Raw genomic sequence first — 26,194 nt, 5'->3', positions numbered from 1 at the left:
CGAATCATCGCTTCCGCAGCACCATGTCCTTCGCCGCGATCAGGCCGCCGCCGGCGATCAGGATCGCGGCGATGGCGATGTTGGCGCTGGCTTTGGCAAAGCCCGCGGCGATGAGGAAGCCGGTCGACAGCAGCGGCGTCGCATAGGAGGCGGCGCCGAGCACGCGGATGTCGCCGCGCTTCATGCCGATGTCCCAGGCGTAGAAGGCGGCGCCGACGGGCCCGATGCCGAGCGCGATCACGGAGAGCCATTGCAACATGGTCTCCGGCCACACGGTGGTTTCCAGCAGACCGTGCATCAGCGCCGCGAGCGCCGAGGTGGCGAGGCAGAAGCCCGCGACCGCATCGGTCGGCACCGCCTTGAGCCGGCGCGACAGCACCGAATAGGCCGCCCACACGAAGGCGGCGATGAAGGCCGCGATCAGTCCCGGCACGGCGCCGGGCTCAAAGCCGCTGGTGTTGCCGGCGAACAGCAGCACCGTGCCGATGAGGCCGAGCACGGCACCGATGATGTGATGCATGGCGAGCCGCTCGCCCGGCAGGAAGGACGAGAACAGCACGATCAAGAGCGGCCACATGTAGTTCAGAAGGCCTGCTTCGGCCGGCGGCGCGAAGCGCAGCGCGAGGAAGTACAGCGCGTGATAGCCGAACAGGCCGCCGACGCCGACGAGCCAGACGACAAGCGGCTGGCGCAGGCTCTTGGCGGCGTCGCCGCGGCCGATCCAGGTGAGCAGGCCGACGAGACCGCCGATCGCGAACGTCATCGCCGCGAGCTGGAACGCCGGGATCTTTCCGGTCGCAACCGTCATCACTGAGAGCAGCGACCACATCAGGATTGCGGTCAATCCGATCAGCGTCGCGGTGCGGGGAGTCATCGGCCAATGTCCGTCATGGCCGGGCTCGTCCCGGCCATCCACGTTCTTCCGTGGCGACGGTTGTTTTAAGGCCGTGGATGCCCGGGACAAGCCCGGGCATGACGACTTTACCGATATCGGCGCACCTGATGCCTGCGCATCACACCATGTACTGGCCGCCGTTGACCGTCAGCGTCGAGCCGGTGATGGCGCCGGCCTCATCCGCGGCGAGGAACACGACCGCGCGCGCGATCTCCTCGGGCTCGCCGAGACGGCCGATCGGGATGAGCGGCAGGATGGCCTTTTCCAGCACGTCCTTTGGCACCGCCTGCACCATCTCGGTGTTGATGTAGCCCGGGCAGATCGCGTTCACGGTGACCCCGCCCTTGGCGTTCTCCAGCGCCAGGGCCTTGGTGAAGCCGATCTCGCCGGCCTTCGCCGCGGAATAGTTCACCTGGCCGAACTGTCCCTTCTGGCCGTTGATCGAGGAGATGTTGATGATGCGGCCGAACTTGCGCCCGCGCATGCCCTCGATGACCTGGCGCGACATGTTGAACAGCGAGCCGAGATTGGTGCCGATCACGGCATTCCATTGCTCGAGGCTCATCTTGTGGAAGGCACCGTCCTTGGTGATGCCGGCATTGTTGACGAGCACGTCGACCGGGCCGACCTCGGCCTCGACCTTCTTCACGCCTTCGGCGCAGGCGTCGAAATTGCTGACGTCCCATTTGAAGACGGCGATGCCGGTCTCGGCCTTGAACTTCTCCGCCGCCGCATCGTTGCCGGCATAGCTTGCCGCGACCTTGTAGCCGGCCGCCTTCAGCGCCTTGCTGATCGCAGCTCCGATGCCCCGCGTACCACCCGTCACCAGTGCAACACGTGCCATATCGTATTCCTTCCCTTGGACTCTTCCTTGGACTCTTCGGACGTTTCTGAGTGATCGTTTTTAGTCGTGGATTATGCGGGACGTTTGACGGACATCAAGAACAAAACGCCCGGCGTGAGCCGGGCGTTTGTCTTTAATCGAGCGTTGCGCGCTTGCGAAGAATATTTGATTTGCAACCGCCGCCTTTTTAGTCGCGTGCAACGCACTCAATCAGGTGTGCGGCGCACGCGTCAGCTTCATGTCAGCGACCTTCAGTCGCGCGCCAGACACATCGCGATACCCATGCCGCCGCCGATGCACAGCGTGGCCAGGCCCTTCTTCGCATCGCGCTTCTGCATCTCGTGCAGCAGCGTCACCAGCACACGCGCGCCGGAGGCGCCGACCGGATGGCCGATCGCGATCGCACCGCCGTTGACGTTGACCTTCGAGGTATCCCAGCCGAGGTCCTTGTTGACGGCGCAGGCCTGCGCCGCGAAGGCCTCGTTGGCCTCGATCAGATCGAGATCGCCGACGTTCCAGCCGGCCTTCTTCAACGCGGCACGCGAGGCCGGGATCGGGCCCGAGCCCATGATCTTCGGATCGACGCCGGCCTGTGCCCAGGACACGATGCGCGCGAGCGGCTTCTTGCCTTCCTTGGCCGCCTGCTTGGCGGTCATCAGCACCACGGCGGCTGCGCCGTCATTGATGCCCGAGGCAGAGCCGGCGGTGACCGTGCCATCCTTCTCGAAGGCGGGACGGAGCTTGGCCATCGCGTCGAGGGTCGCACCATGACGCGGATATTCGTCGGCGCTGACAACGACGTCACCCTTGCGGGTCTTGATGGTGACGGGCACGATCTCGTCGTTGAACTTGCCGGCCTTCTGCGCGGCCTCGGCCTTCTGCTGCGAGGCGACCGCGAACTCGTCCTGCTGGGCGCGGGTGATCTGCCACTGCCGCGCAACGTTCTCGGCGGTGTTGCCCATGTGGTAGCCGTTGAAGGCATCCCACAGGCCGTCCTTGATCATGGTGTCGACGAATTCGAGCGCGCCCATCTTGACGCCGCCGCGCAGGTACTGGGCGTGCGGGGCCATGCTCATGGATTCCTGGCCGCCGGCGACCACGATCTCGGAATCGCCGTTGAGCAGCGCCTGGTAGCCGAGTGCGACCGTGCGCAGACCCGAGCCGCAAAGCTGGTTGACGCCCCAGGCCGGGCTCTCCACCGGAATGCCGGCGGCGATCGAGGCCTGGCGGGCCGGGTTCTGACCCTGGGCGGCGGTCAGGATCTGACCCATGATGACTTCCGAGACCCGGCCGGGCTCGATGCCACCGCGCTCCAGCGCAGCCTTGATGGCGACGGCGCCGAGGTCATGGGCGGGGAGGGTCGCGAACGCTCCGTTGAAGCTTCCGACCGGGGTGCGGGCGGCGCTGACGATGACGACATCGTCTGACATGGGCATCTCCTGGGGCTTGAGGTTCTGAAGAAAGGGGCAGGCGGGCACTTCAAATGGCCCGTCAGTCTCGTTCGGCATCCTGTTAACGTCATTGAACCATGTCAATGCCGCAGCGCATTCAAAATAGTGTTCTTGGCGCTTTCGCAAGCACGTTTTTGCTGTGCAATTAACCGTGGCGCACAAAACGGTAGCGTGAGCCCTTTGAAAATGCTTATTTTGTTGCGTTGCGTACTCTTCCCGCCCTGCGGCATAGCCCGCCGGGTTCCCGTTCTCAGCGTTTGCAAGTGAGAGCCCATGGCGAAATCAGACCAACCCACCACGATCAAGAAATACGCGAACCGCCGGCTCTATAACACCGGAACGAGTACATACGTGACGCTGGAAGACCTCGCCGCCATGGTCAAGGATGGCGAAGACTTCCTGGTCTACGACGCCAAGACAGGCGACGACATCACCCGCTCCGTGCTGGCCCAGATCATCTTCGAGCAGGAGAACAAGGCCGGCCAGAACCTGCTCCCGACCACCTTCCTGCGCCAGCTGATCCGCTTCTACGGCGACAGCATGCAGATGGTGGTGCCGAAGTATCTGGAGCAGTCGATCGCGACGCTGACCCAGGAGCAGGAGAAGTTCCGCAAGCAGATCGCCAACACGCTGTCCGGCACGCCCTTCGCGCCGCTGGAGGAGCAGGTCCGCCGCAACATGGAGCTGTTCCAGCAGACCTTCTCGATGTTCAAGCCGTTCGCCGCGCCCCGCCCGACGGCAGGCGCCGAGCCGGAGCCCGACGCCAGCGCCGAGGCCCCGAAGGACAGCAACATCGACGACCTGCGGCAGCAGATGAAGGACATGCAGGAGCGCCTCGAGCGCATGTCGAAGAAGGAGGAGTAATCCTCCGTTCGCGCCGGCGCGTCCGCACCTGCGGGCGCGCGAATTGCCACTTGATCCCGGTGGCGCGCCGCCCGCGCGCTGCCGTTTCCGGCCGGAGCCGGAGCCGCCATGTCCGACCGCACCACGCATTGGCAGAACGTCTACGCCACGAAAGGCGAGGCCGAGGTCAGCTGGTTTCAGGACAGTCCGACCATCTCGCTCGACCTGATCCGCGCAGCCGCGCCCGATCATAGCGCTGCCATCATCGATATCGGCGGCGGCGCCTCGCGGCTGGTCGATACGCTGCTGCAGGACGGCTACCGCGATGTCGCGGTGCTGGATCTCTCCGCCAACGCGCTCGAGGCGGCAAGGAAACGAATCGGCCCGGCCGCTTCAAAGGTCGACTGGATCGTCGCCGACGCCACGACATGGCGGCCGGCGAAAACCTACGATGTCTGGCACGACCGCGCGGCGTTTCACTTCCTGACCGATCCGCAGGACAGGATGGCTTACGTCGAACGCCTGCGGTCAGCGGTCGCCCGTGGCGGGCAAATCATCATCGCGACGTTTGCACCCGACGGTCCGGAGAAATGCAGCGGCCTGCCGGTGCAGCGCCATGACAGCGCGAGCCTGGCCGCGGAGCTCGGGCCGGATTTCGAGCTGGTCGAGACGCGGAGCGAGATGCACCGCACGCCGTGGGATTCGACGCAGGCGTTTCAATTCAGCCGGTTTCGGAGACAGAAGTAGCTCTCGTCATGGCCGGGCTTGTCCCGGCCATCCACGCGCCACCGCGCACAAGGAAGAACGTGGATGCCCGGGACAAGCCCGGGCATGACGACGGAAAGTGCCGATCAAGCCGCCAGCTTCACCGCGTGCGCGAAGTCCCAATAGAGCTTGCGTGCCCTGGTGTAGAACGGGCCCGGCTTCAGCTCGCGCTCGTCGATGCGGATCACCGGCGCGACCTTGGCGAAATTGCCGGAAGAGAAAATCTCGTCGGCGGCGAGGAAGTCGGCATAGCGCAGCGTCCTCTCGACCACGGTGACGCCGTCGCCGCGAAGCAGGCTGATGACGCGCTGGCGCGTGATGCCGTTCAGGAAGGTGCCGTTCGGCACCGGCGTGAACACCACGCCGTCCTTGGCCATGAACACGTTGGAATTGCCGAACTCGGCGACGTTGCCGAGCATGTCGAGCATCAGCGCGTTCTGGAAACCGCGCGAGGCCGCCTCGGCCAGCGCGCGCGAATTGTTCGGATAGAGACAGGCGGCCTTCGCTTCGACCGGCGCACATTCGGTCGTTGGCCTGCGGAACGGCGACAGCGTGATGGCGTTGCCGACGGGTTTCGGTATCGGCGCCTCGTAGATGCACAGACACCAATTGGTCGAGTCAGGATCGAACAGCACGCCGCCGCCCAACCCGCTCTGCGCCCAGTACATCGGGCGGATATAGAGCTCGGCATTCGCGGCGAAACGCGCGATGCCTTCGTTTGCAAGCGCGAGCCAGGTGCCGGCATCGACCACCGGCTTCAGGCCAAAGCTGATCGCGGATTGATTGGTGCGGGCAACGTGACGGTCGAGATCGGGCGCGACGCCCTCGAACGCACGGGCGCCGTCGAACACGACCGAGCCGAGCCAGGCCGCATGCGTCCGCGGCCCCATGATCGGCACATTGCCGTCATGCCATTTGCCTTCGAAGAAGGTCCAGCTCGGTGAATATTCGATCGGCTTTCTGATCTCGGCCATGACCGGTCTCCCTTGGCACGATGTCGCATTATAGCGCCACTATTGGTGGAACTTCTAAATGATTCCCTGCGCAGAAGAGGTAGACTACCTTTTCCCTCAAGGGAGAAGGAAGCAGATGCCGCTCGATCCGCTTGCAAAGCGTTTGTTGACCATGATGGCGGCGGCTGGGCCGCAAGCACGCAGCCGGCCGAGCGTCGAGGCGCGGCGGCAATCGCTGGCCAAGCTGATGCAGTTCGCACGCACTGAAGCGCCCGACGTGACGGCGTCCGACGGCATGCTGCCCGGCCCCGGCGGAGAGCTTCCCTACCGGCTCTACTCACCCGCCTCTGCCGGCGAGCGCACGCCGGGCTTCGTGTTCTTTCACGGCGGCGGCCTCGTCGCTGGCAGCATTGCCACGCATGACCGCATCGCCGCCGCGCTCGCGCATGCGACCGGCTGCCGCCTCGTCTCGGTCGATTACCGCCTCGCGCCCGAGCATAAATTCCCGGCCGCCGTGGACGATGCGATCGCCGCGACCGAATGGGTCGCGCGCGAGGCGCCTTCGCTCGGCATCGATGCGGAACGGCTGGTGGTCGGCGGCGATTCCGCCGGTGCCACGTTGGCGGCGATCGTGTGCCAGGAAGCGGCGCAGAACGCCGGCCTCTCCATCGTGGCGCAATGCCTGATCTGCCCGGTGCTGGATTTCGAGGAGACCTCGCCCTCGCGCGAGGAATTCGCGGAAGGGCATCTGATCGATCGCGTCACGATCGAAGCCGATCTCGCCGACTACCTGCCCGGCGACATCGATGCGGCCGATCCCCGCATCTCACCGCTGCGTGCGACGCGCCTCGCCGGCCTGCCGACGGCGATCATCCACACCGCCGAGTTCGACCCGATGCGCGACGAGGGCAACGCCTATGCGCGCAAGCTGCTCACCGCAGGCGTTGCCGTCGAGCACGTCTGCCATGACGGCATGGTCCACAATTTCCACGCCATGGGCGCGATCCTGCCCCAGGCACAGCTTGTGCTGTCGCAGATCGGCGAGCAGGTGCGGCGGGCCGTGGAGAAGTGAGACGCTCTGACTTGCCCTCTCCCCTTGCGGGAGAGGGTGGATCACCGCAAAGCGGCGAGATGGGTGAGGGTCTCCATCCTCACGGGCGAATTTGCGCGTCGTGAGAGCCCCTCATCCGGCGCCGTAGCCGAAGCAAAGCATCGGCGTTCTCAGGGACGGCGGCCGAAGGCCGCCTACGCCACCTTCTCCCGCAACGGGAGAAGAAAGCAGCGTCACGCCCTCGACCCAATCACACGCGCGCGCAGAGCACGGCCCTGGCTGCAACGACATATTCCAGCCAGTGCGCGTCGGCGTAACGTTCGGCCTGCCGCGCACAGGTGACGTCGGGCGCATGGGCGGCTGCGATGGTGCGTGCGAAGCGCTCTTCCGCGACGGTCACCTCGCCAGGTTCAGCCGACGGCACAGAGGCGACGGCAGCGGTCGGAGCAACAGCGAGCCCTGCCAGACCAGTGAGCAGGATGCGGCGTGACGTATTCATTTCTGTCGTCCTTCCATGGTCCGGCTGCACCGTGGCCGGCAAGTGTGTCAGTGCGATCACGGCAGGGTAGCCGCACGCATCCATGCCGTCCATCGCTTGCGGATAGCGCTTGACCACATGCGCGATCACGTTCCATCTAACAACGGTTTTGCCATCAAATCGCCACGCGTCGGATCGTCACGTGCCCCATCGCAGCCAGTCCTGTCGTTCGGCCTTGCGCGCTGCCGCGATGGGATTGCTTTGTCTGGCCTTATCGGCAGGCGCTGCCTTCGCCGCAGATGAGGACGAGGACGAGTCGGCAAAGCCCGATGTGCCCAACATCTATCTCGACCTTCGCACCATCTATGCAATGATCCCGGCGGGCACGCTCGGGCTCGGCTTCGGCAACACCTCGCTGTCGGCCGCCTTCGAAGCCCTGGCGGCACGGCGCGGCTCGACGTTGCCTAACGGCCTGCCGGCCGCGAAATCGATCGCCGTCGACCTGCCGCTGACCGTGGACGTCAGCGACCGCGTCTCGCTCTATGGCGGCGTGTCGGGCTCGACGATCGATATCGGCGGCGGCTGGTCCACGTTCGACGTCACGAGTTGGAACATCGGCGTGCAGGCCGACCTCTATCAGCAGAATGGTGGCAGGATCCCGACCATCACGCTGCAATCGACCCTGACGCAGTCGGTGCCGAACGAGCAGGGCATGACGAACTCCTTCAACAACATCCTGGAGTTCGACTACGCGCTCGACGAGGACGAGACGCGGGGCTGGCTGGCCGGGATGCAATATACTTACACCACCATCGCCAGCCCGTTCGCCAGTATCAGGCCGAACACGATCCTCTATGCCGGCGGCTATTACCAATGGCCGAGCAACTGGAAGTTCACCGGACGGCTCGGCATGCAGTCGTTCGGCGGCGCGCAGTTCGCTGGACGGACGCTGGCGGAGCCCTTCACCCAGCCGCTGCTGCGCCTCGACCTCGACCGCATGGACGACAACGACAACCGCCTGTTCGGCATCACGGCCCAGATCGCGTGGATGCCGAAGCCGTCCTACCAGCTCACCCTGCGCACGCCGCTCTATGCGGTGCGCAATTGACCGGGTTCGCGGTAGAACTTCGATAGGCCGCGGCCGCGGCTGCGACCGGACCAAACGGGCTGTCCCGCCCTGCGCGTCAACAGATCGTTAATCCTCTTGCCAAAACCTCGATCTCGTTACGCCGGCGCAAGGAACCTTGCGCCACACTACGCCGGCTTTTCGTGTTGGAGGCTGCGAATGTCCCGCTTGGTCTCGGAACGGACGTTCCTTGCTGGGAAGATCTTCTTCAATTTCGGCCAGTCGTCGATCGATTGCGTCGTGCGCCGCCTGACCGAGGAGGCCGCGACGCTGGAGATGGAGAGCGGCCTCGGCGTGCCCGAGCGCTTCCAGCTCAGGCTCGCGGGCCGCGAGATTCTGCCCTGCCGCGTGATCTGGCGGTCCGACCGTCAGGTCGGCGTCGCCTTCGAGCAGCCGGGCAGCGAGCACGCGGCGGGCGAAGAGCGGGAACGCTCGTCCGATGCGCTGATGCGCAGCCAGATGCTGGCGCTGCGCGCCGCGCTCGATCATGTGCCGACCGGCATCGTGCTGCTCGACTCCAGCCTCAGGGCGCGCCTGATCAACCGGTCGTTCCGCCAGATGTGGCGCCTGCCCGACCAGGTCGCCGACAGCAATCCCTCCATCCTTACGCTGCTTCACCACGGACGCGACACCGGCGCCTATGAGGTGCCCGATCCCGAGCTCGATGCCCTGGTGGCGCAGCGCGTGCGCACGATCGAGGCGGGAGATCCGACGCCGATCGACCTGCGCCGGACCAATGGCGACGTCGTGCGCGTGCAGGTCACGCCGCTCCCTGACGGCGGCCGCATGCTGACCTATACGCCCGTCACCGACATCGTGCGCGCCTCGGACGAGTTGAAGCTGCTGCGGGATGCGCTGGAGAACGTTCAGGACGGCGTCCTGCTGCTCGATTCCGATCTGCACGCCGCCTTCATGAACCGGCGGATGCGGCGGTTCTGGGAGGTCAGCGAAGACGAGGCGGCTGCGCGGCCGGCCTATTCGTCACTGGTGCGGCGCCTGCATCGCGCCAGCGCGCCCAATCTTCCGACCGGTGAGCTCGCCAGATTTCCGGCACGGCGCGTCGAGGAGGTCAAGGCCGGCGATCACGTGCGCGACCTGCAGACGCCGGACGGACGGCGCATCCGGGCCCACTGCACCACGATGTCGAATGGCGGGCGCATGCTGACCTATGTCGACATCACCGATCTGACGCAAAAAGCCGCGATGCTGGAGACGCTCGCGACCACCGATCCGCTCACCGGACTCTTCAACCGCCGGCACTTCCTCGATACCCTCGAGGCGGAATGGAGCCGCTTCCAGCGCTACTACCGCTCCGTCTCGGTGCTGATGCTCGACATCGACCACTTCAAATCGGTCAACGATCGCTACGGCCATGCCGTGGGCGACGCCGCCATCAAGGCGGTTGCGGCCGCGTGCCTCGACGGCAAGCGCAAATCGGACATCGTCGGCCGCCTCGGCGGCGAGGAGTTCGCCATCCTGCTGCCCGAGACCAGCCTGACCCGGGCAAGGACGGTGGCCGAACGCATCCGCAAGCGCGTGATGGGCACGCAGGTCCTTGCCGAGCAGGTTCAATTCGGCCTCACCGTGAGCATCGGCATCGCGGAGGCCACCGCCAGCATGTCGGGCATCGATGCGCTGATGGGCGCGGCCGATCACGCGCTGTACCAAGCCAAGGCCGAAGGCCGCAATCGCTGCATCGGCTGGGCACCCTCGCCGCCGGCAGACAAGGCGGCGGAGTGATCGAAGCAGGCCGCGGCTAATCCGGCACCGGCACGTCGAAGGTGTTGAGCGTGACCGAGACCATGCAATAGACGCCGACGAGATAGGACAGCTCGGCCGCGCCATGCACGCCGAACTGCTGCACGGCCGCGCGATAGGTCAGCTCCGGCAGCACGCCGCCGCTCACCAGCGCCGAGGCCATGTCGTAGGCGACCGCCTCCTCCTTGGTGAGATCGACCGGCCGCTGGCCGGCGACGATGGTCGCGAGCTTCTCGTCGGAAAGGCCGCGCTGCTCGGCGACCAGCACATGGGCATAGAGCTCGTAGCCGGAACGGAAATGCGAACCGGTCACGAGGATCGCGACTTCGCGCACCGGGGCGGGCAGCAGCGGGTTCGACGCGATCGCCTTGACCAGATCCCACACCGGCTTGCCGAAGCGCGGCTCGCGGATCCAGGGATTCCAGGGACCGAGCAGCGCGCCGTCGTCGCGCATGTTCACGAAGCCCTTGAAGTGGTCCGTGATACCGGCTCGCATGTCGTCATAGAGCGGCTTCTGTTCGGCGGTCAGATCCTTGGGATCGAGAATGGGGAGGCGCACGGTGGTATCTCCTCGTTGAGAAGCGGCGAGGCTCGCCCGCGGATGTGCGCAGCGCAAGTGAAGTTGCCGTGACGGCCGTGCCTTTTGGCAAATCGCAGGGAGACGCCGGCTAGGAGGCGGCGGGGCTTCGTGCGCCCTGCAGATTGACGACGTCGTCGACGTCGAGCCTCAAGGGCTCGCCGGTCTCGAGGAACGACGACAACGCCGCCTCGAACGGCGCCGGATCGAGGCCGCGCGCTTTCAGCCATTCCGGCTCGTAATAGGTCTGCCGGTAGCGCTCACCGGAATCGCAGATCAGCGTCACGAGCGATCCCGTCGCGTTCGCCTTGCGCATCTCCGCGGCGAGACGGCACAGCGCCAGGAAGTTGGTGCCGGTGGAGCCGCCGACCGCGCGGCGGAGCCGGCGCGACAGCACGTTCATCGCCGCAATCGTTGCCGCATCCGGGATCTTCATCATGCGGTCGACCACGCCGGGCACGAAGGACGGCTCGCAGCGGGGACGGCCGACGCCCTCGATCAGCGACGGACGATCGCAGACATGGGAGCGATCCTGCGTACGGAAACAGTCGAAGAAGGCGGAATGCTCGACATCGGCGACGCAGAGCCGCGTCGGATATTGGCGATAGCGCAGATATCGCCCGATGGTGGCCGAGGTGCCGCCGGTGCCCGCGCCCATCACGATCCAGTCCGGCAACGGCCGCGGCTCGCCCTGCAATTGGGTGAAGATCGATTCGGCGATGTTGTTGTTGCCGCGCCAGTCGGTGGCGCGTTCGGCGAAGGTGAACTGGTCCATGTAGTGGCCGTTCAGCCGGGCGGCGAGCGCGGCGGCTTCCGCATAGAGCGCGCGGCCGTCGTCGATCAGATGGCAGTTGCCGCCGTAATGCTCGATCGCGGCGATCTTCTCCGCCGAGGTCGTGCGCGGCATCACCGCGTAGAACGGCACGCCGATCATCTCGGCGAAATAAGCTTCCGACACCGCGGTCGATCCCGACGAGGCCTCGACCACGGGCGTGCCTTCGCGGATGTGGCCGTTGCAGAGCGCGTAGAGGAACAGCGAGCGCGCGAGGCGATGCTTCAGGCTGCCGGTCGGATGCGTGGACTCATCCTTCAGATAGATGTCGATGCCCGACAGCGCCGGCACGATCAGCCGGATCAGATGCGTGTCGGCCGTGCGGCACTGGTCGGCCTCGATCGCGGCCACGGCCTCGTCCACCCAGCCGCGCCGATAGGCCGGCCCGGCCGGATTGTGCTGGCGGAAGGGGAATGTCTGCATCACGCGAATCTCTCATGATGGGGATCGCTCATCAAGTGCGCTGGAGAATGCTCCTGCTCAAAACTCCAGCGGGGCGTTGTCGACCACCTCCTTCATCACGAAGAAGGTGCGGGTCTGGCGCACGCCGGGCAGCGCGATGAGCTGCTCGCCATGGATGCGGTTGAAGTCCTCCATGTCGCCGACCCGGATCTTGAGGAAGTAGTCGAAATCGCCGGCGACGAGGTGGCAGTCGAGCACGAATTTCAGCCTGGCGATCGCCTGCTCGAAGGTCGCAAAGCTCTCCGGGGTCGACCGGTCGAGCACGACGCCGACCATCACCAGCGTGCCCTTTGCCACCTTCTTCGGCGCGACCATGGCCCGCACGGCGGGGATGAACCCGTCCTCGAACAGGCGCTGGGTGCGGCGATGGCAGGTCGCGGGGCTGATCGCGACGGTTTCGGCCAGCTCGGCATTGCTCAGCCGGCCGTTATTCTGGAGCAATCTCAGGATCTTAAGGTCGGTTCGGTCAAGCCTCGCGGCCATGAAAGAAGCTTTCATCGAATGATCTATTTCTGGAAGAAATATTAGCCATTGGCTCCAGAAGCGCAAGAATGGGCGCAATATCGGCGCAATAATTGAGAGCACATTTTTCCAGGGCGGTGCTAGGCAAGGCCAGCACCAACACCAATCGGGATGACCCATGAAGCTGGACCAATTTCCGCGCTATCCGCTGACCTTCGGCCCGACGCCGATCGAGAAGCTGGAGCGGCTGTCGAAACATCTCGGCGGCAATGTCGAGATCTATGCCAAGCGCGAGGACTGCAATTCGGGCCTCGCCTATGGCGGCAACAAGCTGCGCAAGCTCGAATACATCATCCCGGACGCGATCGCCTCCAACGCCGACACGCTGGTGTCGATCGGCGGCGTGCAGTCCAACCACACCCGCATGATCGCCGCCGTCGCCGCCAAGATCGGCATGAAGTGCCGCCTGGTGCAGGAAGCCTGGGTGCCGCACGAGGACGCCGTCTATGACCGCGTCGGCAACATCATGCTGTCGCGCATCATGGGCGCCGACGTGCGCCTCGTCGACGACGGTTTCGATATCGGCATCCGCAAGAGCTGGGAGCAGGCGGTCGAGGAAGTGAAGGCCGCAGGCGGCAAGCCCTACGCGATTCCCGCCGGCGCGTCCGTGCACAAATATGGCGGGCTCGGCTATGTCGGCTTCGCTGAGGAAGTGCGCAAGCAGGAGGCGGAGCTCGGCTTCAAGTTCGACTACGTCATCGTCTGCACCGTCACCGGCTCGACCCATGCCGGCATGCTGGTGGGCTTCGCTGCCGACGGCCGCGCCCGCAAGGTGATCGGCATCGACGCTTCCTTCACGCCGGCGCAGACGAAATCACAGGTGCTCTCGATCGCGCAGAACACCGCAAAGCTCGTCGAGCTCGGCAAGGACATCGTTGCCGACGACGTCGTGCTGATCGAGGACTACGCCTATCCGGCCTATGGCGTGCCGTCGGAAGAGACCAAGGAAGCGATCCGCCTCACCGCGCGTCTCGAAGCCATGATCACCGACCCCGTCTACGAGGGCAAGTCGATGCAGGGCCTGATCGACCTTGCGCAGAAGGGCTATTTCGAGAAGGGCGCCAAGATCCTCTACGCCCATCTCGGCGGCGCACCGGCGCTGAACGGCTACGGCTACGCGTTCCGGAACGGCTAGCTCCTCTCGTCCCGGGGCGCGACGAAGTCGCGAGCCCGGGACCCATAGCCCCAGGGAGTCGTTTGGCGAAGACTCGTGGTGACCAGCTTGCCGTAACCACCTCCGCTTGTGGTTATGGATCCCGGGCTCGCGACTTCGTCGCGCCCCGGGATGACGGCGGAGTTTTCGTCGCGCCCCCTACCGCGTCCTGACGATCTGCAGCAGCTCGTCGCCGTAATGCTCGAGCTTCTTGTCGCCGATGCCAGGCACGTTGCGTAGCTCGTCCAGCGTGGTCGGCCAGGCCCGCACGATGCCGTCGATCGTCGCATCGTGCAGCACGACATAGGCCGGCACGCCGCGCTCGCGCGCGACCTCCGAACGCCAGGACCGTAGCCGCGCGCGCAATTCGGGATCGACGTCGCCCTGCGGCGCGCTCGCCGCGGGGGCGAGCTCACCACGGCGGGATTTTGCGCGGCTGGAGCGGACGCGCGTGCTCGGCGCCTCCTCGCGCAGCCAGACTTCCGTTTCTCCGCGCAGCACGCCGCGCGCGGACTCGGTCAGCTTCAGCGCGCCGTAGGCTTCGCTGTCGGCCTGCAAGTGTCCCATCGCCACGAGCTGCCGCAGCACCGTGCGCCATTGCTTCTCGTTGAGCTCGCGCCCGATGCCGAACACCGAGAGCTTGTCGTGGCCGAACTGCGTGACCTTCTCGGTCAGGCGACCGACCAGCACGTCGATCAGGTGCATCGCGCCGAAACGCTGGCCGGTGCGGTAGGCGCAGGACAGCAGCTTCTGCGCCAGCACCTTGCCGTCGCGCATTTTTGGCGGGGTCAGGCAGTTGTCGCAATTGCCGCAGGTCTCGCCGTGCACATCCTCGCCGAAATAGCCGAGCAGCCGCTTGCGGCGGCAATGCGCGGTCTCGGCAAGGCCGACCAGCGCGTCGAGCTTGCGGATCGAGACGCGCTTGAAATCCTCGGACCCGGCGGACTCGTCGATCATGCGGCGCTGCTGCACGATGTCGGAGAGGCCATAGGCCATCCAGGCCGCCGACGGCTTGCCGTCGCGCCCCGCGCGCCCCGTCTCCTGGTAGTAGGCCTCGATGCTCTTGGGCAGATCGAGATGGGCGACGAAGCGCACGTCGGGCTTGTCGATGCCCATGCCGAAGGCGATGGTCGCGACAATGACGATGCCGTCCTCGTTGAGGAAGCGGTCCTGGTTGCGCGAGCGCACACTGCCGTCGAGACCGGCATGATAGGGCAGCGCGGCGATGCCGGCCTCCTCGAGCGCGGCGGCAACCTCCTCGACCCGGTTGCGCGACAGGCAATAGACCACGCCGGCGTCGCCCGCGTGGCGCTCCCGGATGAACTCCTTGAGCTGCAACACCGCATTGCGCTTGTCGACGATCTCGTAGCGGATGTTGGGCCGGTCGAAGCTGGAGACGAATTGCGGCGAACCGGCAAGCTGAAGCCGCTCGACGATCTCCTTGCGCGTCAGCTCGTCGGCGGTCGCGGTGAGCGCGATGCGCGGCACGTCGGGGAAACGCTCGGCGATGATGGAGAGGCCGACATATTCGGGCCGGAAGTCGTGCCCCCATTGCGAGACGCAATGCGCCTCGTCGATCGCGAACAGCGCCACCTTGGCCTGCGCCAGCATCGACAGGCAGCGCGGCGTCACCAGCCGTTCCGGCGCGACATAGAGCAGATCGAGATCACCCGCGATCAGGCGGCGTTCGATCTCGGAGGCCTCCTGGAATGTCAGGGACGAGTTCAGCGCGGCGGCGTTGACACCGGCCTCGATCAGACCGGCGACCTGGTCGCGCATCAGCGCGATCAGCGGCGAGACCACGATGCCGCAGCCCTCGCGCAGCAGCGACGGCAGCTGGTAGCACAGCGACTTGCCGCCGCCGGTCGGCATCAGCACGAGGCAATTGCCGCCGTCGGTAACGTGCCGGATGATGTCGCCCTGCGCGCCGCGGAACCCCGGCAGGCCGAACACCGAATGCAGCACCGACAACGCATCACGGCCGTTGGCCGGCGCGGGCAGCGGAGCGGTGGAAGGAGCGTTCATGGGTGAGTCGAGCGAGGCCGCGGGGATTCGTCACAAGGCCAGTCGCATGCTGGGGCGGCCGTGGCAAGGCCGTTTGCGGGGCGAAGCCGCGTCTTCCCCTCTCCCCTTGCGGGAGAGGGTGGCTCGCCGCGCAGCGGCGAGACGGGTAAGGGGTATCTATCCGCGGATCAGACCAGGCATTGAAAACTGCGGAGGCATACCCCTCATCCGGCGCTTCGCGCCACCTTCTCCCGCAAGGGGAGAAGGAAGAGGCGTCTCACGCCCCGATTCGCCGCAGCGCTTCCGCGACCGTCACGATGGGCATGCCGCGTCGCTGGGCCGCCTCGAGCGCGTGGCGCATCAGGCGCGGCGTGCAGCCATAGGGGCTCGGCGCCTCGGCGACGTCGTGGCCGTAGAAGATCAGCCAGCCGCCGCTCGCGACCGCTTCGTCGAAATAGCGATCGACGCCTGCCTCGTCGATCTCGCAATCGACCAGCGGCGAGGCGCGCAGGAACTGGAGGTCGATGACGTCGCTGTTGACGCCGGGAAGGATGCCGCGCGCCGAGCGGAAGGTCTTGGCCAGCTGCGGCTTGCGCCACACCGAGGCGATCCCATAGGGGTAGGCGAAGTTCTCCAGCGTGATCGAGGAATCGATGGCGCGGAAATGAGTGCGGTTCCGTTCGATCTCGCGGGCCATGGCGGCTTCGTCGAGATTGGCAGAGCTCTGGTGCGAGAAGGTGTGGCAGGCGATCTCGTGGCCGGTCCGGTGCAGCCGCACGATCGCGTCGTTCGACAGGCCATGCCAATGATCCGACGGCTGGCCGATCAGGCTGCCCGCGATGTAGTAGGTGCCGCGGCCGCCATGCGCCTCGAGCAGCGAGGCGCCCTCGCCGGCCGCGCTATCGGGCGCATCGTCGAAGGTGAAGCTCACCAGCGGCGCATGCGCAGGCAAACGGTGCGGCGCGGCTCGGAAATGCCGGGCCAGCCGATTGCTCACGCGTCCCTGGAGTGCCGACCACACGACTGTGTTCCCGTGATTCCGTATTTCTCTACTGAAACATTCAGGCGCCGATCGAGGCAAGCCTAACGCTTTGGTAATCCTAACGCGGAACGAACCGGCTAGCGCGCCAGCAGCGGCGCATCGGCCGGCGAACCCAAATAGTGCAACCAATTGCGGAATAGCGCGGCCGCAGCGCTGCCGGCCGCGATATCGGCGCGCAAATTCAGCGCCGGCAGGTCGTTGGTCAGCGCCGGATGGCGCTGGTGCCGCGCCCGTCTCTCGAAACGGGCGAGCTTCTCTTCCGTCGCTGCGTCAAAATAGCTCACGGGCAGATGCGGGTAGTTCTCACGCTCGCGCGCAAGATAGCGGCCGATATCACGCAGATATTCGCGCTGGAGCGACAGCGCGTCATATTCCGGATGGCCCTGGAAGAACACGAACCGGCTGAGATATTGGCGGACGAACACATCGACGCCGGCCAGCGCCGAGCGGGTCAGCACCTGATAGCCGGCCTGCGCGAGGTCGCTCTCGGCAAGCTCGTTCAGGCGCGAATGCGAAACCTTGAGCGGCGCGGGAGCAGTTTGCGTGAGGGCATCGTCCATCACCGCTTCGCAGTCGAAGATGCCGTGGCATTTGGCCGGCAGCCGGCGCCGTTCGATGCCGTCGAGATGCAGCACCGCGGCATGCGCGGCAAGGCACGACCAGATCGTCGAGCGCGTGTTGGCCTTTGCCCAATCGATGAGGTCGGTGAGGTCGCGCCAATATGGCTCCTGGTGGAGTTCGGGCGCGACCGGCTCGGCGCCGGTCACGATCAGCCCGTCGAACTTCTGGCGCTTGAGATCTGCGAGATCGGAATATTCGCTCTCGACATGCCATTTCGCTTCCGGCGAGCGCTTGACCGAAGGCAGCGAAAAGCAGTGGAAGCGGATGCGGCGCGGACCTGCGGCAGCCCGAAGCAGCTTCATGAACTGCCGCTCGGTCGCTTTCAGCGCCGGATCCGGCATGTTGTTGATCAGTCCGATCGTGAGATCGGCACCGGCGTGATCGTGCGCGAGGTCGCGCTCGGCCGGCACCAGCGCCGGGCTCGATATGCCTTGATCCCTGTCGATCAAGATCGTCATCGGGCCGTCCGCCTACTCCGCCGCCTGAAGCCGCGACGACGGACAGGCCTTCTCCAGCGCCTGGTCGATGTCCTCGATGATATCCGAGGAATGCTCGATGCCGATCGAGAGCCGGATCGTCTCCGGCAGCACGCCGGCGACGCGCTGCTGCTCCGCCGACATCTGACGGTGCGTGGTCGAGGCCGGATGGCAGGCCAGCGACTTGGCATCGCCGATATTGACGAGGCGCGTGATCAGCTTCAGCGCATCGTAGAAGGTCTTGCCGGCTTCCATGCCGCCCTTGATGCCGAAGGTGAACAGCGAGGAGGCATTGCCGTCGAGATATTTTTGAACGAGCGAATAATAGGGGCTGTCCGGAAAGCCGGTATAGTTGACCCACGCCACGCGCGGATCGCCGCGCAAAAATTCGGCGACCTTGCGGGCATTCTCGACGTGGCGCTCCATGCGCAGCGCCACCGTCTCGATGCCCTGGAGCAGCAGGAAGGCGTTAAAGGGCGAGAGCACCGAGCCCATGGTACGCTGATAGACGCTGCGTGCGCGCTCGATATAGGCGGTGCGGCCGAAACGCTCGGCATAGACGAGGCCGTGATAGGACGCGTCGGGCTTGTTGTAGGCCGGGAAGCGGTCTGCGTGCTTGGCCCAGGGGAAGTTACCGGAATCGACGATGGCGCCGCCGAGCGTGGTGCCGTGGCCGCCCAGGAACTTGGTCAACGAGTGCACGGCGATGTCGGCGCCGTAGTCGAACGGCTTGAGCAGGATCGGGGTCGCGACCGTGTTGTCGACGATCAGCGGCACGCCATGCGCATGCGCGATTTTCGCCAGCGCCTCGATGTCGCAGACATTGCCGGCGGGATTGCCGATGGTCTCGGCGAACACGGCGCGGGTGTTCTCGTCGATCAGCCTGGCGATCGCATCGGGCGCATCGCTCTCGGCGAAGCGGCCGGTGATGCCCTGGCGCGGCAGGATGTGCGAGAGCAGCGTGTGGGTGGTGCCGTAGAGCTGCGGCACGGAAACGATGTTGCCGCCGTGGTCGGCGACGTTGACGAAGGCGAAGTGGAGCGCCGCCTGCCCGGTCGCGACCGCGAGCGCGCCGACGCCGCCCTCGAGCTGGGCGATGCGCTTCTCCAGCACCGCGCTGGTCGGATTGGCGATACGGCTGTAGCGGAAACCTTCCGCCTCGAGATTGAAGAGCGCCGCGCCGTGATCGGCGCTGTCGAAGGCGTAGGCCGCGGTCTGGTAGATCGGCACGGCAACCGCGTGCGTCGTGGCTTCGGGTTCGTAGCCGGCGTGAATAGCGATCGTTTCGTTGCGCATCGTGCCACCTCCGCGTGGAGCGGGCCGCACTTATTGGCCTGTATGAGGCATGTGCGTTGTCCGCCCTTTCTCTGTTAGAGGCGGGTGGTAAAGCGGACAATAATTCGCTTAGACATCGAGGAAGTAACCCTAACGGTTGTTGGTGAATTGGCTCAAATTCGAGTTAAATTGGATTAATCAATTGAGGGGCCGCCGCCGCGCTGCGAGACGTGCATCCTCGGCTTCGCGACGACCGGCTTTTCCGCGAAGGCCGCCTCTCCAACATCCATTTCACGACGTCTCTCAAAGCCCCATCGAAACGATCCGCAATCACAGGACATCAACGATCACGCGGCGCTCAATCGTTGCGTAATTCCGCTGCCTCTACGCTGACGCATCGTTGCTTGCTTTGGGATGTGCCGGCTTGGCGTACGTCAACAATCTGCTCTCGCGCTTTGCCGCCGACCGGCGCGGCAACATCGCCGTCATCTTCGCGCTCTCCCTGGTGCCGCTGCTGTCCTTCGTCGGCGCGGCCGTCGACTATTCCCTCGCCGCACGGGCGCGAACGAAGCTGATCGCCGCGCTCGACACCGCGGTGCTGGTCGCCACGGCCAAGAGCGAAATCACCAAGAGCGCGTCGGCCGCGCAGAGCGACGCCCTGAACACCTTCGCCGGACAGATTTCCGCGTTCGGCCTTGCGACGAGCTCGGTGACCATCACCGTGACCGACACCGTCACCACGCGCACCGCCACCGGGACGGCATCCTCGTCGGTGACGACCTATTTCATGGGCATCCTGGGCTACAAGACCCTGGAGTTCTCGGCCACATCCGGCGCGGCGGCCTCGCTGCCGTCCTACATCGACTTCTACGTGCTGCTGGACAATTCGCCGTCACAGGGACTCGGCGCCACAACGGCCGACATGACCGCGCTGCAGAACGCGACATCCGACAGCTGCGCCTTCGCCTGCCACGACATCTACACGTCGAGCACGAAGAAGACCAAGCAGACGAGCAGCTATTATGCGATCGCCAAGAACCTCGGGGTCAAGATGCGGATCGACCTGGTCCGCGACGCGACGCAATCGCTGACGGACACGGCGACCGCGAGCCAGCTCGTCAGCAACCAGTACCGGATGGCGGTCTACACCATGGGCAGCGATTGCGCCTCGATCGGCCTGACCACGATCTCGGCGCTGACGTCGAGCCTGTCTTCGGTGAAGACGGCGGTTTCCGGCGTCGACCTGATGACGATCCCCTACACCAACTACAACAACGACATGTGCACGGATTTCGACGGCATCCTGTCGTCGATCAACGGCGCGATCCCGACGCCGGGCGACGGCTCCTCGTCCTCGCCGCAGAAATGGCTGTTCTTCGTCTCGGACGGCGTCGCCGACTACTATTACCCTTCGTCCTGCAGCAAGACCGTGATCAACTCGTCGGGCCGATGCCAGGAGCCGCTGACAGCGACGATCTGCGACACCATCAAGGCGCGCGGCGTCAAGATCGCCGTGCTCTACACCACCTATCTCGCGATCACCAACAACAGCTGGTACAACACCTACATCGCGCCATGGCGCAGCTCGATCGCGACCAAGATGCAGGCCTGCGCGACGTCGGGCTATTATTACGAGGTCTCGAGCGATTCGAGCATCACCGACGCGTTGAACGCGCTGTTCCAGAAGGCGATCGCCGCTGCGCATCTGACCAACTGACCCGCCGCCGCGGGCCCCGCGCGTGACGCGGAGCCCTTGCGCACGGCCTCAGGCCATCGTCTCCCAGAGGCGATGGACCAGCGCGCCGGCGCGCTTCTCGATCGCGGCTGCGGCGTCGAGCGCGAGATCCTCGCGATAGCGCCCCGCGATCAGCTGCACGCCGATCGGTTTGCCGTCGTGCAGCGCCACCGGCACCACCGCGCCGGGCAGGCCCAGCACGTTGATCGCGGAGATGAAGCGGATCTCGCCCCAGAAGATCTCCTTCACGCGCTCGGCGCTGACGGTGTCCTCGCGCGGGCCCGGCGTCGGCTTCACCGTGGTCGGCGCCAGCACGACCGGATATTCCTCGAAGAACAGCTGCCAGGCACGGATATGGCCGTTGCGCGCCGCCGTCGCTTGCATCCAGGCCTTGAGGTCGAGCACGTTGGCCTTGGTCTTCATGCCGCCCCAGGCCTTGTGGAAGTCCTCGGACGTGACCTTGAGCATGGCGGCCTCCTGCATCACCACGGTTTCGTTGGTGATGATGTCGCACCAGGTCTGCCAGACGCCGTTGATGTCGGGCACCTCGACCTCGGTGACGCGATAGCCGGAACGCTCGAGATGATCGGCGGCCTGGCGCAGCGCCGCGGCGACCGAGGGATCGACGGCCATGTCGTCGGGAATCTTCGCCAGGGCAACCTTGATCGGCCCTTTCGGCCTGGCCCCGGCCAGCGGCGCCGGCACCCACCAAGGATCGCGCGGATCGCGCTGGCTCATCACCTCCAGCGCGAGACGGACGTCGGCGACGTGACGGGCGAGCGGGCCCTGCGCCGACATCAGATGCGCCAGCATCGGGCGCTCGGCCGTGGCGCTGCCGTTGAAGGCGGGGATGCGGCCCTGCGTCGGCTTGATGGTGGCCACGCCGTTGCAATGCGCCGGCCAGCGCAGCGAGCCGCCGATATCGTTGCCGTGGGCGATCGTGCCGATGCCGGCGGCAACCGCCGACCCCGCACCGCCCGAGGACCCGCCGCAGGTGATATCGGAATTCCAGGGATTGAGCGTCAGCCCGTGCAGGGGATTGTCGGTGAAGCCGCGGAAGGAGAATTCCGGCGTGTTGGTGAGGCCGATGACGATCGCGCCCGCCTTCTTCAGGTTGCGGACGACGGGTGCGTCCGACGGCGCGATCAGGTCCTTGTTGGCGGGAACGCCGTTGAAGTTCGGCCGGCCCTCATAGTCGACGTTCTCCTTGATGGTGACGGGCACGCCGTGCAGGAGGCCGAGCTCGCCGCCCTTGGCGCGCTGCTTGTCGGCCGCGTGCGCCGCCTTCAGCGCCTCCTCGCCGAGATCAACGACGACCGCATTCAGCTTCGGATTGACCGCGCGCATCCGATCCAGATGAGCCTCGACGGTCTCGACCGCGGAGATGGCGCCGGAGCGGATCGCGGCCGCGGTGTCGACCGCAGACCATTGCCAGACCGGTCCCTTGGGACGGCGCGCCGTGACCGATTTCCGCGGCGCGGCCTTCTTCACAGCCTTCTTGGCGGTCTTCCTGGCCGTCTTGGTTGCGGCAGCCTTTCGTCCGGTGCCTGCTTTGCGCGAGGTCTTCGCTGATGTCTTCGGTGCCGTCTTCTTCTTGGTCGCCGCCTTCTTCGCCACGTCGCATCTCCAAAAAATTGCGCCGCGGAGGTTATGGAGGTCACGCGACCGTGTACAGGCGCGTTTCTGCATGGCGCGTTGTCGCGACGCTCTGTCACGCCCGGCCACGAAGCGGCGTGGGAGCGTGAACCTTTGGGCGGCCTGTCCCGACCCACATACTGGTTGAGTCGTTCATGACATGACCGCCAAGATTGCCGCATGAACGACCAGGATTACTGACGCAGCTATTTTGACCTCGACAGATTGGAGCATTGCCATGCTCACGGAGTTCGACGGCGGATATTGCGAACAACCCTTTCGCGATCTGTGCACCGACTATCCCGGCCCCGAGGCCTACGATCCCCACGATTTCCGCATTGAATGGGGGCCGATCTTCCATCGCGGCCGGCTCGACGGATCGGCGCGCGTGCTCGTCGTCGGACAGGACCCCGCCCAGCACGAGACGATCGTGCGCCGGATTCTGGTCGGCACCGCGGGACGCCGCACGCAAGGCTTCCTCGCCAAGCTCGGCATCACGCGAAGCTACGTGATGGTCAACACGTTCCTGTACAGCGTGTACGGGCAGAGCGGCGGCTCCAAGCACAAGAACGAGCCCGGCATCGTCGACTATCGCAACAAATGGTTCAAGGCCGTGCTCGGCACGGCCAACATCGAAGCCGTCGTCTCGCTTGGCGGCCTCGCGGACGAAGCCTGGAAAGCGTGGCTGAAGACCGCCGATGGCGCGGCCTACAAGACCCTCGCCTATCAGCACATCCCGCATCCGACCTGGCCGGAAAGCTCCGCCCACGATGCGGCGACGCAGGCCTCCAACACCAAGATCATGCTGACCAAATGGAATGCCGCGCTCGCCGCGCTTGCACCCGCGATCAAGCATTCCGACGTCCAGACTGCGCTGGTGCCCTATGGCGATGCGTTCAAGCCGGCCGAGCTCGTCGACATCATCGCCAAGGACCTTCCGGCGGGCCTGCCGGCCTGGATGCGCGGAGACAGGGCATGGGCGGTGCGCCAGGGCGCCGACGCCGCCGCCAAGCGCCGCAACATCACGATCACTGTCCCTGACGGAGTGATCCCGTGAGCTCGCGATGGGCGCTGAGCGGGCGGATCGTGACGATGGCCGCCGAAGGCGACGTCATCACGAGCGGGACGATCTTCATCGAGGATAACCGCATCGCCGCGGTGGTCCCGAAGGGACAACCGGCGCCGGCGGGCTTCGAAGCCGTCGTTGCCGTGGCGACCGGCGGGACCATCTATCCCGGCCTGATCGAGCTGCACAATCACCTCAGCTACAACATCCTGCCGCTCTGGCAGGTGCCGCAGGCCTACGGCAATCGCGACCAGTGGCAGAACGCCAAATCCTACAAGACCTCCGTGACCGGCCCGATGAGCGCGATCGCGCTTGCCGACGACGGCTCGCTGCTGCCGGCCCTCGTCCGCTATGTCGAGGCCAAATGCATGGTCGCGGGAACGACGACCAGCCAGGGGATCACGCTGTCGAACTGGAGCGGCACGATCCACAAATACTACAAGGGCGCATTGCGTGCCGCGGAGATCGGCAGCCCGCCGGACCTGCCGCGCGCCCACTCCAAGATTCCCGACATTGACGCGCAGGATTGGGCGAAGTTCGACAAGGAGCTGAAATCGTCGTCGTGCTTCCTGCTTCACCTCAGCGAAGGCATCGACATCAAGGCGCACAGCCATTTCCTCGCCTTGCGCAATCCCTCAGGCGACTGGGCGATCGAACCATCGCTGGCCGGCATTCATTGCACGGCGCTCGATGCGACCGACTTCGGAACGATGGCCGAGAACCATGCCAAGGTCGTGTGGTCGCCCTTGAGCAACCTGCTGCTCTACGGCAAGACCACCGACGTCGCCGCCGCACGCACGGCCGGTCTTACCATCGCGCTCGGCTCGGACTGGTCGCCGTCCGGCAGCAAGAACCTGCTCGGGGAGCTGAAGGCGGCGAAGGTCGTGTCCGCGCATTTCAATCTCGGCTTCAGCGACTACGACATCGTCGCGATGACGACGCGCAATCCCGCCGCGATCCTGAAATGGGATGCGAAGCTCGGGACCATCGCCGCGGGCAAGTTCGCCGATCTCCTGGTCGTGAAGGGCGTGACCGGCGATCCCTACGCCCATCTCATCAAATCGCGCGAGCAGGACGTCGTTCTCGTCACGATCAGCGGTCGGCCGCGCTACGGCACGAAGACGATCATGCAAAAGGCGGGCGGAAGCGGCGAGGCCCTCAAGATAGGCAGCAGCGCGCGGGTGATCAACTTCTCCTCGCCCGATCAGGATCCGGGGATCGAGAAGGTCACGCTGGCGGAGGCGACGATCCGCCTGAAGGCCGCGCTCGGCAATCTCGGCACGCTGCAGCCCCGCAGCCTCGCCATGGGCGATGCGATCGCCCGCGGAACGGTGTCGCGCACCGGCTGGCGGCTCGCGCTGGACGAGCAGTTCGGCAACAACGTCCAACTGCGTCCGCGGCTCGAATATAACGGTGTCCGCACCGGTCCCGATCTGGCGGCGGTGGCCGTGGCCGACGAGCCGCTGCATCCGATCAAGCTGGACGGCCTCACCGTGGCGGGCGATCCCCTCTTCCTGGACACGCTCAAGAACGAATCGAATCTTCCGCCGGGAATCGCGACCGCGATCGCGGCCTTCTATTAGCTGCCCTTACACCAGCGGTGGATTGAGCCGCGCAAAGCCCTCCTGGATGCGATAGGGATAGTACGGATAAGGCGGCATCACCGCGCTGACCTCGTCGAGACGCTTGATCTGATCCGCGCTCAGCGACCAGCCGACCGCGCCGAGATTGTCGCGCAGCTGTGCTTCATCGCGCGCGCCGATGATCACGGACGAGACCGTGGGGCGCGCCAGCAGCCAGGCGATCGCGACCTGCGGCACGGTGCGGCCGGTCTCCGCGGCGATTGCATCGAGCACATCGACGACGGCGTAAAGCCGCGCGTCGTCCACGGGCGGACCGAACTGCGCGGTGGCGTGCAGGCGGCTGCCTTGCGGCAGCGGCTCGCCGCGCCGGATCTTTCCGGTGAGCCGGCCCCAGCCCAGCGGGCTCCAGACCAGCGCGCCGACGCCCTGGTCGCGCGCCAGCGGCATCAACTCCCACTCATAATCGCGGCCGAGCAGCGAGTAATAGACCTGGTGCGCGACATAACGTGGCCAGCCATGCCGGTCCGCGACGGCGAGCGACTTCATCAGCTGCCAGCCCGCGAAGTTGGAGACGCCGACATAGCGCAGCTTGCCGGCGCGTACGAGCGCGTCGAGCGTGGACAGCACCTCCTCGATCGGCGCGAACGCGTCGAAGGCGTGGAGCTGAAGCAGGTCGATGGTCTCAGTGCCAAGCCGGCGCAGCGCCGCATCGACCGAGGTAAGCAGTCGCTGCCGCGACGAACCGGCGTCGAGCGGGCCATCACCCATCGGCAGGCTCATCTTGGTCGAGATCAGCACCTTGTCGCGACGGCCTCTGATCGCCGCCCCAAGAATTTCCTCGGAAGCGCCATTCGAATAGACGTCGGCGCTGTCAAACAGATTGACGCCGGCGTCGAGGCAGATGTCGACCAGCCTGCGCGCTTCGTCCGCACTGCTGCCGCCCCAGGCGGAGAACAGCGGGCCCTGGCCGCCGAATGTACCGGTGCCGAAGCTGAGGACGGGGACCTTGAGCCCGGACGCGCCGAGATTGCGGTATTCCATGATCGC

Annotated in this window: 23 protein-coding genes; 9 read left to right on the top strand and 14 right to left on the bottom strand. The window is 65.7% G+C overall.

Annotated features, from left to right (window positions below):
- Positions 1–4: 4 nt before the first annotated feature.
- From yddG to JQ617_RS38885, 3 genes are all read right to left on the bottom strand, one after another.
- Positions 5–874 carry an aromatic amino acid exporter YddG gene (gene yddG, locus JQ617_RS38895; protein ID WP_212030963.1) on the bottom strand — a complete coding sequence of 290 codons (870 nt, stop codon included), beginning with the start codon at positions 872–874 and terminating at the stop codon, positions 5–7.
- Positions 875–1,013: 139 nt separating this feature from the next.
- On the bottom strand, positions 1,014–1,739 hold the full coding sequence (gene phbB, locus JQ617_RS38890) for an acetoacetyl-CoA reductase (protein ID WP_212030962.1): 726 nt from the start codon (positions 1,737–1,739) through the stop codon (positions 1,014–1,016).
- A gap of 251 nt (positions 1,740–1,990) precedes the next feature.
- Positions 1,991–3,169 carry an acetyl-CoA C-acetyltransferase gene (locus JQ617_RS38885; RefSeq protein WP_212030961.1) on the bottom strand — a complete coding sequence of 393 codons (1,179 nt, stop codon included), beginning with the start codon at positions 3,167–3,169 and terminating at the stop codon, positions 1,991–1,993.
- A gap of 294 nt (positions 3,170–3,463) precedes the next feature.
- Between JQ617_RS38885 and phaR the strand changes: the two genes are divergently transcribed.
- On the top strand, positions 3,464–4,054 hold the full coding sequence (phaR, locus tag JQ617_RS38880) for a polyhydroxyalkanoate synthesis repressor PhaR (protein ID WP_212030960.1): 591 nt from the start codon (positions 3,464–3,466) through the stop codon (positions 4,052–4,054).
- 108 nt (positions 4,055–4,162) lie between these two features.
- Complete coding sequence (locus JQ617_RS38875) at positions 4,163–4,780, top strand: class I SAM-dependent methyltransferase (RefSeq protein ID WP_212030959.1); 618 nt, start codon at positions 4,163–4,165, stop codon at positions 4,778–4,780.
- A 104-nt stretch (positions 4,781–4,884) separates the two neighbouring features.
- Here JQ617_RS38875 and JQ617_RS38870 read toward each other — a convergent pair whose 3' ends face one another.
- Positions 4,885–5,772 (bottom strand): branched-chain amino acid aminotransferase, encoded by an 888-nt coding sequence (locus JQ617_RS38870; protein WP_212030958.1) that lies wholly within the window; start codon positions 5,770–5,772, stop codon positions 4,885–4,887.
- A 115-nt stretch (positions 5,773–5,887) separates the two neighbouring features.
- Between JQ617_RS38870 and JQ617_RS38865 the strand changes: the two genes are divergently transcribed.
- Entirely contained in the window at positions 5,888–6,823 is a 936-nt protein-coding gene (locus tag JQ617_RS38865; RefSeq protein ID WP_212030957.1) for an alpha/beta hydrolase, read from the top strand.
- A 229-nt stretch (positions 6,824–7,052) separates the two neighbouring features.
- Here the strand turns inward: JQ617_RS38865 and JQ617_RS38860 are convergent, their stop codons facing one another.
- Complete coding sequence (locus JQ617_RS38860; RefSeq protein ID WP_212031000.1) at positions 7,053–7,301, bottom strand: hypothetical protein; 249 nt, start codon at positions 7,299–7,301, stop codon at positions 7,053–7,055.
- Between the two features lie 214 nt (positions 7,302–7,515).
- Here JQ617_RS38860 and JQ617_RS38855 point away from each other — a divergent pair, with 214 nt between their 5' ends.
- Both JQ617_RS38855 and JQ617_RS38850 read left to right on the top strand, forming a co-directional pair.
- On the top strand, positions 7,516–8,388 hold the full coding sequence (locus JQ617_RS38855) for a hypothetical protein (RefSeq protein ID WP_212030999.1): 873 nt from the start codon (positions 7,516–7,518) through the stop codon (positions 8,386–8,388).
- 177 nt (positions 8,389–8,565) lie between these two features.
- On the top strand, positions 8,566–10,146 hold the full coding sequence (locus tag JQ617_RS38850; protein ID WP_212030956.1) for a sensor domain-containing diguanylate cyclase: 1,581 nt from the start codon (positions 8,566–8,568) through the stop codon (positions 10,144–10,146).
- 16 nt (positions 10,147–10,162) lie between these two features.
- Here JQ617_RS38850 and JQ617_RS38845 read toward each other — a convergent pair whose 3' ends face one another.
- The 3 genes from JQ617_RS38845 to JQ617_RS38835 all read right to left on the bottom strand — a co-directional run bounded on the left by JQ617_RS38845 (position 10,163) and on the right by JQ617_RS38835 (position 12,518).
- Entirely contained in the window at positions 10,163–10,723 is a 561-nt protein-coding gene (locus JQ617_RS38845) for a carboxymuconolactone decarboxylase family protein (RefSeq protein ID WP_212030955.1), read from the bottom strand.
- Between the two features lie 109 nt (positions 10,724–10,832).
- Positions 10,833–11,996: a PLP-dependent cysteine synthase family protein gene (locus JQ617_RS38840; protein WP_212030998.1), complete on the bottom strand. Its 1,164-nt coding sequence runs from the start codon at positions 11,994–11,996 to the stop codon at positions 10,833–10,835.
- Positions 11,997–12,053: 57 nt separating this feature from the next.
- Positions 12,054–12,518 carry an Lrp/AsnC family transcriptional regulator gene (locus tag JQ617_RS38835; protein WP_212030997.1) on the bottom strand — a complete coding sequence of 155 codons (465 nt, stop codon included), beginning with the start codon at positions 12,516–12,518 and terminating at the stop codon, positions 12,054–12,056.
- 157 nt (positions 12,519–12,675) lie between these two features.
- Between JQ617_RS38835 and JQ617_RS38830 the strand changes: the two genes are divergently transcribed.
- Positions 12,676–13,692, top strand: coding sequence for a 1-aminocyclopropane-1-carboxylate deaminase (locus JQ617_RS38830; RefSeq protein ID WP_063692803.1), 1,017 nt, complete (start codon positions 12,676–12,678; stop codon positions 13,690–13,692).
- Positions 13,693–13,869: 177 nt separating this feature from the next.
- On the opposite strand, the gene recQ is transcribed toward JQ617_RS38830, so the two are convergent.
- The 4 genes from recQ to JQ617_RS38810 all read right to left on the bottom strand — a co-directional run bounded on the left by recQ (position 13,870) and on the right by JQ617_RS38810 (position 19,149).
- Complete coding sequence (gene recQ / locus JQ617_RS38825; protein ID WP_212030954.1) at positions 13,870–15,735, bottom strand: DNA helicase RecQ; 1,866 nt, start codon at positions 15,733–15,735, stop codon at positions 13,870–13,872.
- A 256-nt stretch (positions 15,736–15,991) separates the two neighbouring features.
- Positions 15,992–16,735, bottom strand: coding sequence for a polysaccharide deacetylase family protein (locus JQ617_RS38820; protein WP_212030953.1), 744 nt, complete (start codon positions 16,733–16,735; stop codon positions 15,992–15,994).
- A 98-nt stretch (positions 16,736–16,833) separates the two neighbouring features.
- Entirely contained in the window at positions 16,834–17,835 is a 1,002-nt protein-coding gene (metA, locus tag JQ617_RS38815) for a homoserine O-succinyltransferase MetA (protein ID WP_212030952.1), read from the bottom strand.
- A gap of 12 nt (positions 17,836–17,847) precedes the next feature.
- Complete coding sequence (locus JQ617_RS38810) at positions 17,848–19,149, bottom strand: O-acetylhomoserine aminocarboxypropyltransferase/cysteine synthase family protein (protein WP_212030951.1); 1,302 nt, start codon at positions 19,147–19,149, stop codon at positions 17,848–17,850.
- A 403-nt stretch (positions 19,150–19,552) separates the two neighbouring features.
- On the opposite strand from JQ617_RS38810, the gene JQ617_RS38805 reads away from it, so the two are divergent.
- On the top strand, positions 19,553–20,845 hold the full coding sequence (locus JQ617_RS38805; protein WP_212030950.1) for a TadE/TadG family type IV pilus assembly protein: 1,293 nt from the start codon (positions 19,553–19,555) through the stop codon (positions 20,843–20,845).
- Positions 20,846–20,893: 48 nt separating this feature from the next.
- Here JQ617_RS38805 and JQ617_RS38800 read toward each other — a convergent pair whose 3' ends face one another.
- Entirely contained in the window at positions 20,894–22,480 is a 1,587-nt protein-coding gene (locus JQ617_RS38800) for an amidase family protein (protein ID WP_212030949.1), read from the bottom strand.
- 256 nt (positions 22,481–22,736) lie between these two features.
- Here JQ617_RS38800 and JQ617_RS38795 point away from each other — a divergent pair, with 256 nt between their 5' ends.
- Together JQ617_RS38795 and JQ617_RS38790 are read left to right on the top strand one after the other, a co-directional pair.
- Entirely contained in the window at positions 22,737–23,555 is an 819-nt protein-coding gene (locus JQ617_RS38795; RefSeq protein WP_212030948.1) for a uracil-DNA glycosylase family protein, read from the top strand.
- Complete coding sequence (locus tag JQ617_RS38790; protein WP_349630679.1) at positions 23,552–25,147, top strand: amidohydrolase family protein; 1,596 nt, start codon at positions 23,552–23,554, stop codon at positions 25,145–25,147. Before JQ617_RS38795 ends, JQ617_RS38790 begins: the two co-directional genes overlap by 4 nt.
- 6 nt (positions 25,148–25,153) lie before the next feature.
- Here the strand turns inward: JQ617_RS38790 and JQ617_RS38785 are convergent, their stop codons facing one another.
- Positions 25,154–26,188, bottom strand: a complete 1,035-nt coding sequence (locus tag JQ617_RS38785; protein WP_212030947.1) for an aldo/keto reductase — start codon at positions 26,186–26,188, stop codon at positions 25,154–25,156.
- Positions 26,189–26,194 lie beyond the last annotated feature (6 nt).

Source organism: Bradyrhizobium sp. KB893862 SZCCT0404 (assembly GCF_018130885.1).
Lineage (GTDB): Bacteria > Pseudomonadota > Alphaproteobacteria > Rhizobiales > Xanthobacteraceae > Bradyrhizobium > Bradyrhizobium stylosanthis.
The sequence above is the reverse complement of the archived record's forward strand: the minus strand, read 5'-3'. Positions and strand labels throughout refer to the sequence as shown.

Coding starts and splice junctions, on each gene's coding strand:
- yddG (WP_212030963.1), bottom strand. CDS start 874: ATGACTCCCCGCACCGCGACGCTGATCGGATTGACCGCAATCCTGATG.
- phbB (WP_212030962.1), bottom strand. CDS start 1,739: ATGGCACGTGTTGCACTGGTGACGGGTGGTACGCGGGGCATCGGAGCT.
- JQ617_RS38885 (WP_212030961.1), bottom strand. CDS start 3,169: ATGTCAGACGATGTCGTCATCGTCAGCGCCGCCCGCACCCCGGTCGGA.
- phaR (WP_212030960.1), top strand. CDS start 3,464: ATGGCGAAATCAGACCAACCCACCACGATCAAGAAATACGCGAACCGC.
- JQ617_RS38875 (WP_212030959.1), top strand. CDS start 4,163: ATGTCCGACCGCACCACGCATTGGCAGAACGTCTACGCCACGAAAGGC.
- JQ617_RS38870 (WP_212030958.1), bottom strand. CDS start 5,772: ATGGCCGAGATCAGAAAGCCGATCGAATATTCACCGAGCTGGACCTTC.
- JQ617_RS38865 (WP_212030957.1), top strand. CDS start 5,888: ATGCCGCTCGATCCGCTTGCAAAGCGTTTGTTGACCATGATGGCGGCG.
- JQ617_RS38860 (WP_212031000.1), bottom strand. CDS start 7,301: ATGAATACGTCACGCCGCATCCTGCTCACTGGTCTGGCAGGGCTCGCT.
- JQ617_RS38850 (WP_212030956.1), top strand. CDS start 8,566: ATGTCCCGCTTGGTCTCGGAACGGACGTTCCTTGCTGGGAAGATCTTC.
- JQ617_RS38840 (WP_212030998.1), bottom strand. CDS start 11,996: ATGCAGACATTCCCCTTCCGCCAGCACAATCCGGCCGGGCCGGCCTAT.
- JQ617_RS38835 (WP_212030997.1), bottom strand. CDS start 12,518: ATGGCCGCGAGGCTTGACCGAACCGACCTTAAGATCCTGAGATTGCTC.
- JQ617_RS38830 (WP_063692803.1), top strand. CDS start 12,676: ATGAAGCTGGACCAATTTCCGCGCTATCCGCTGACCTTCGGCCCGACG.
- recQ (WP_212030954.1), bottom strand. CDS start 15,735: ATGAACGCTCCTTCCACCGCTCCGCTGCCCGCGCCGGCCAACGGCCGT.
- metA (WP_212030952.1), bottom strand. CDS start 17,835: ATGACGATCTTGATCGACAGGGATCAAGGCATATCGAGCCCGGCGCTG.
- JQ617_RS38810 (WP_212030951.1), bottom strand. CDS start 19,149: ATGCGCAACGAAACGATCGCTATTCACGCCGGCTACGAACCCGAAGCC.
- JQ617_RS38795 (WP_212030948.1), top strand. CDS start 22,737: ATGCTCACGGAGTTCGACGGCGGATATTGCGAACAACCCTTTCGCGAT.
- JQ617_RS38785 (WP_212030947.1), bottom strand. CDS start 26,188: ATGGAATACCGCAATCTCGGCGCGTCCGGGCTCAAGGTCCCCGTCCTC.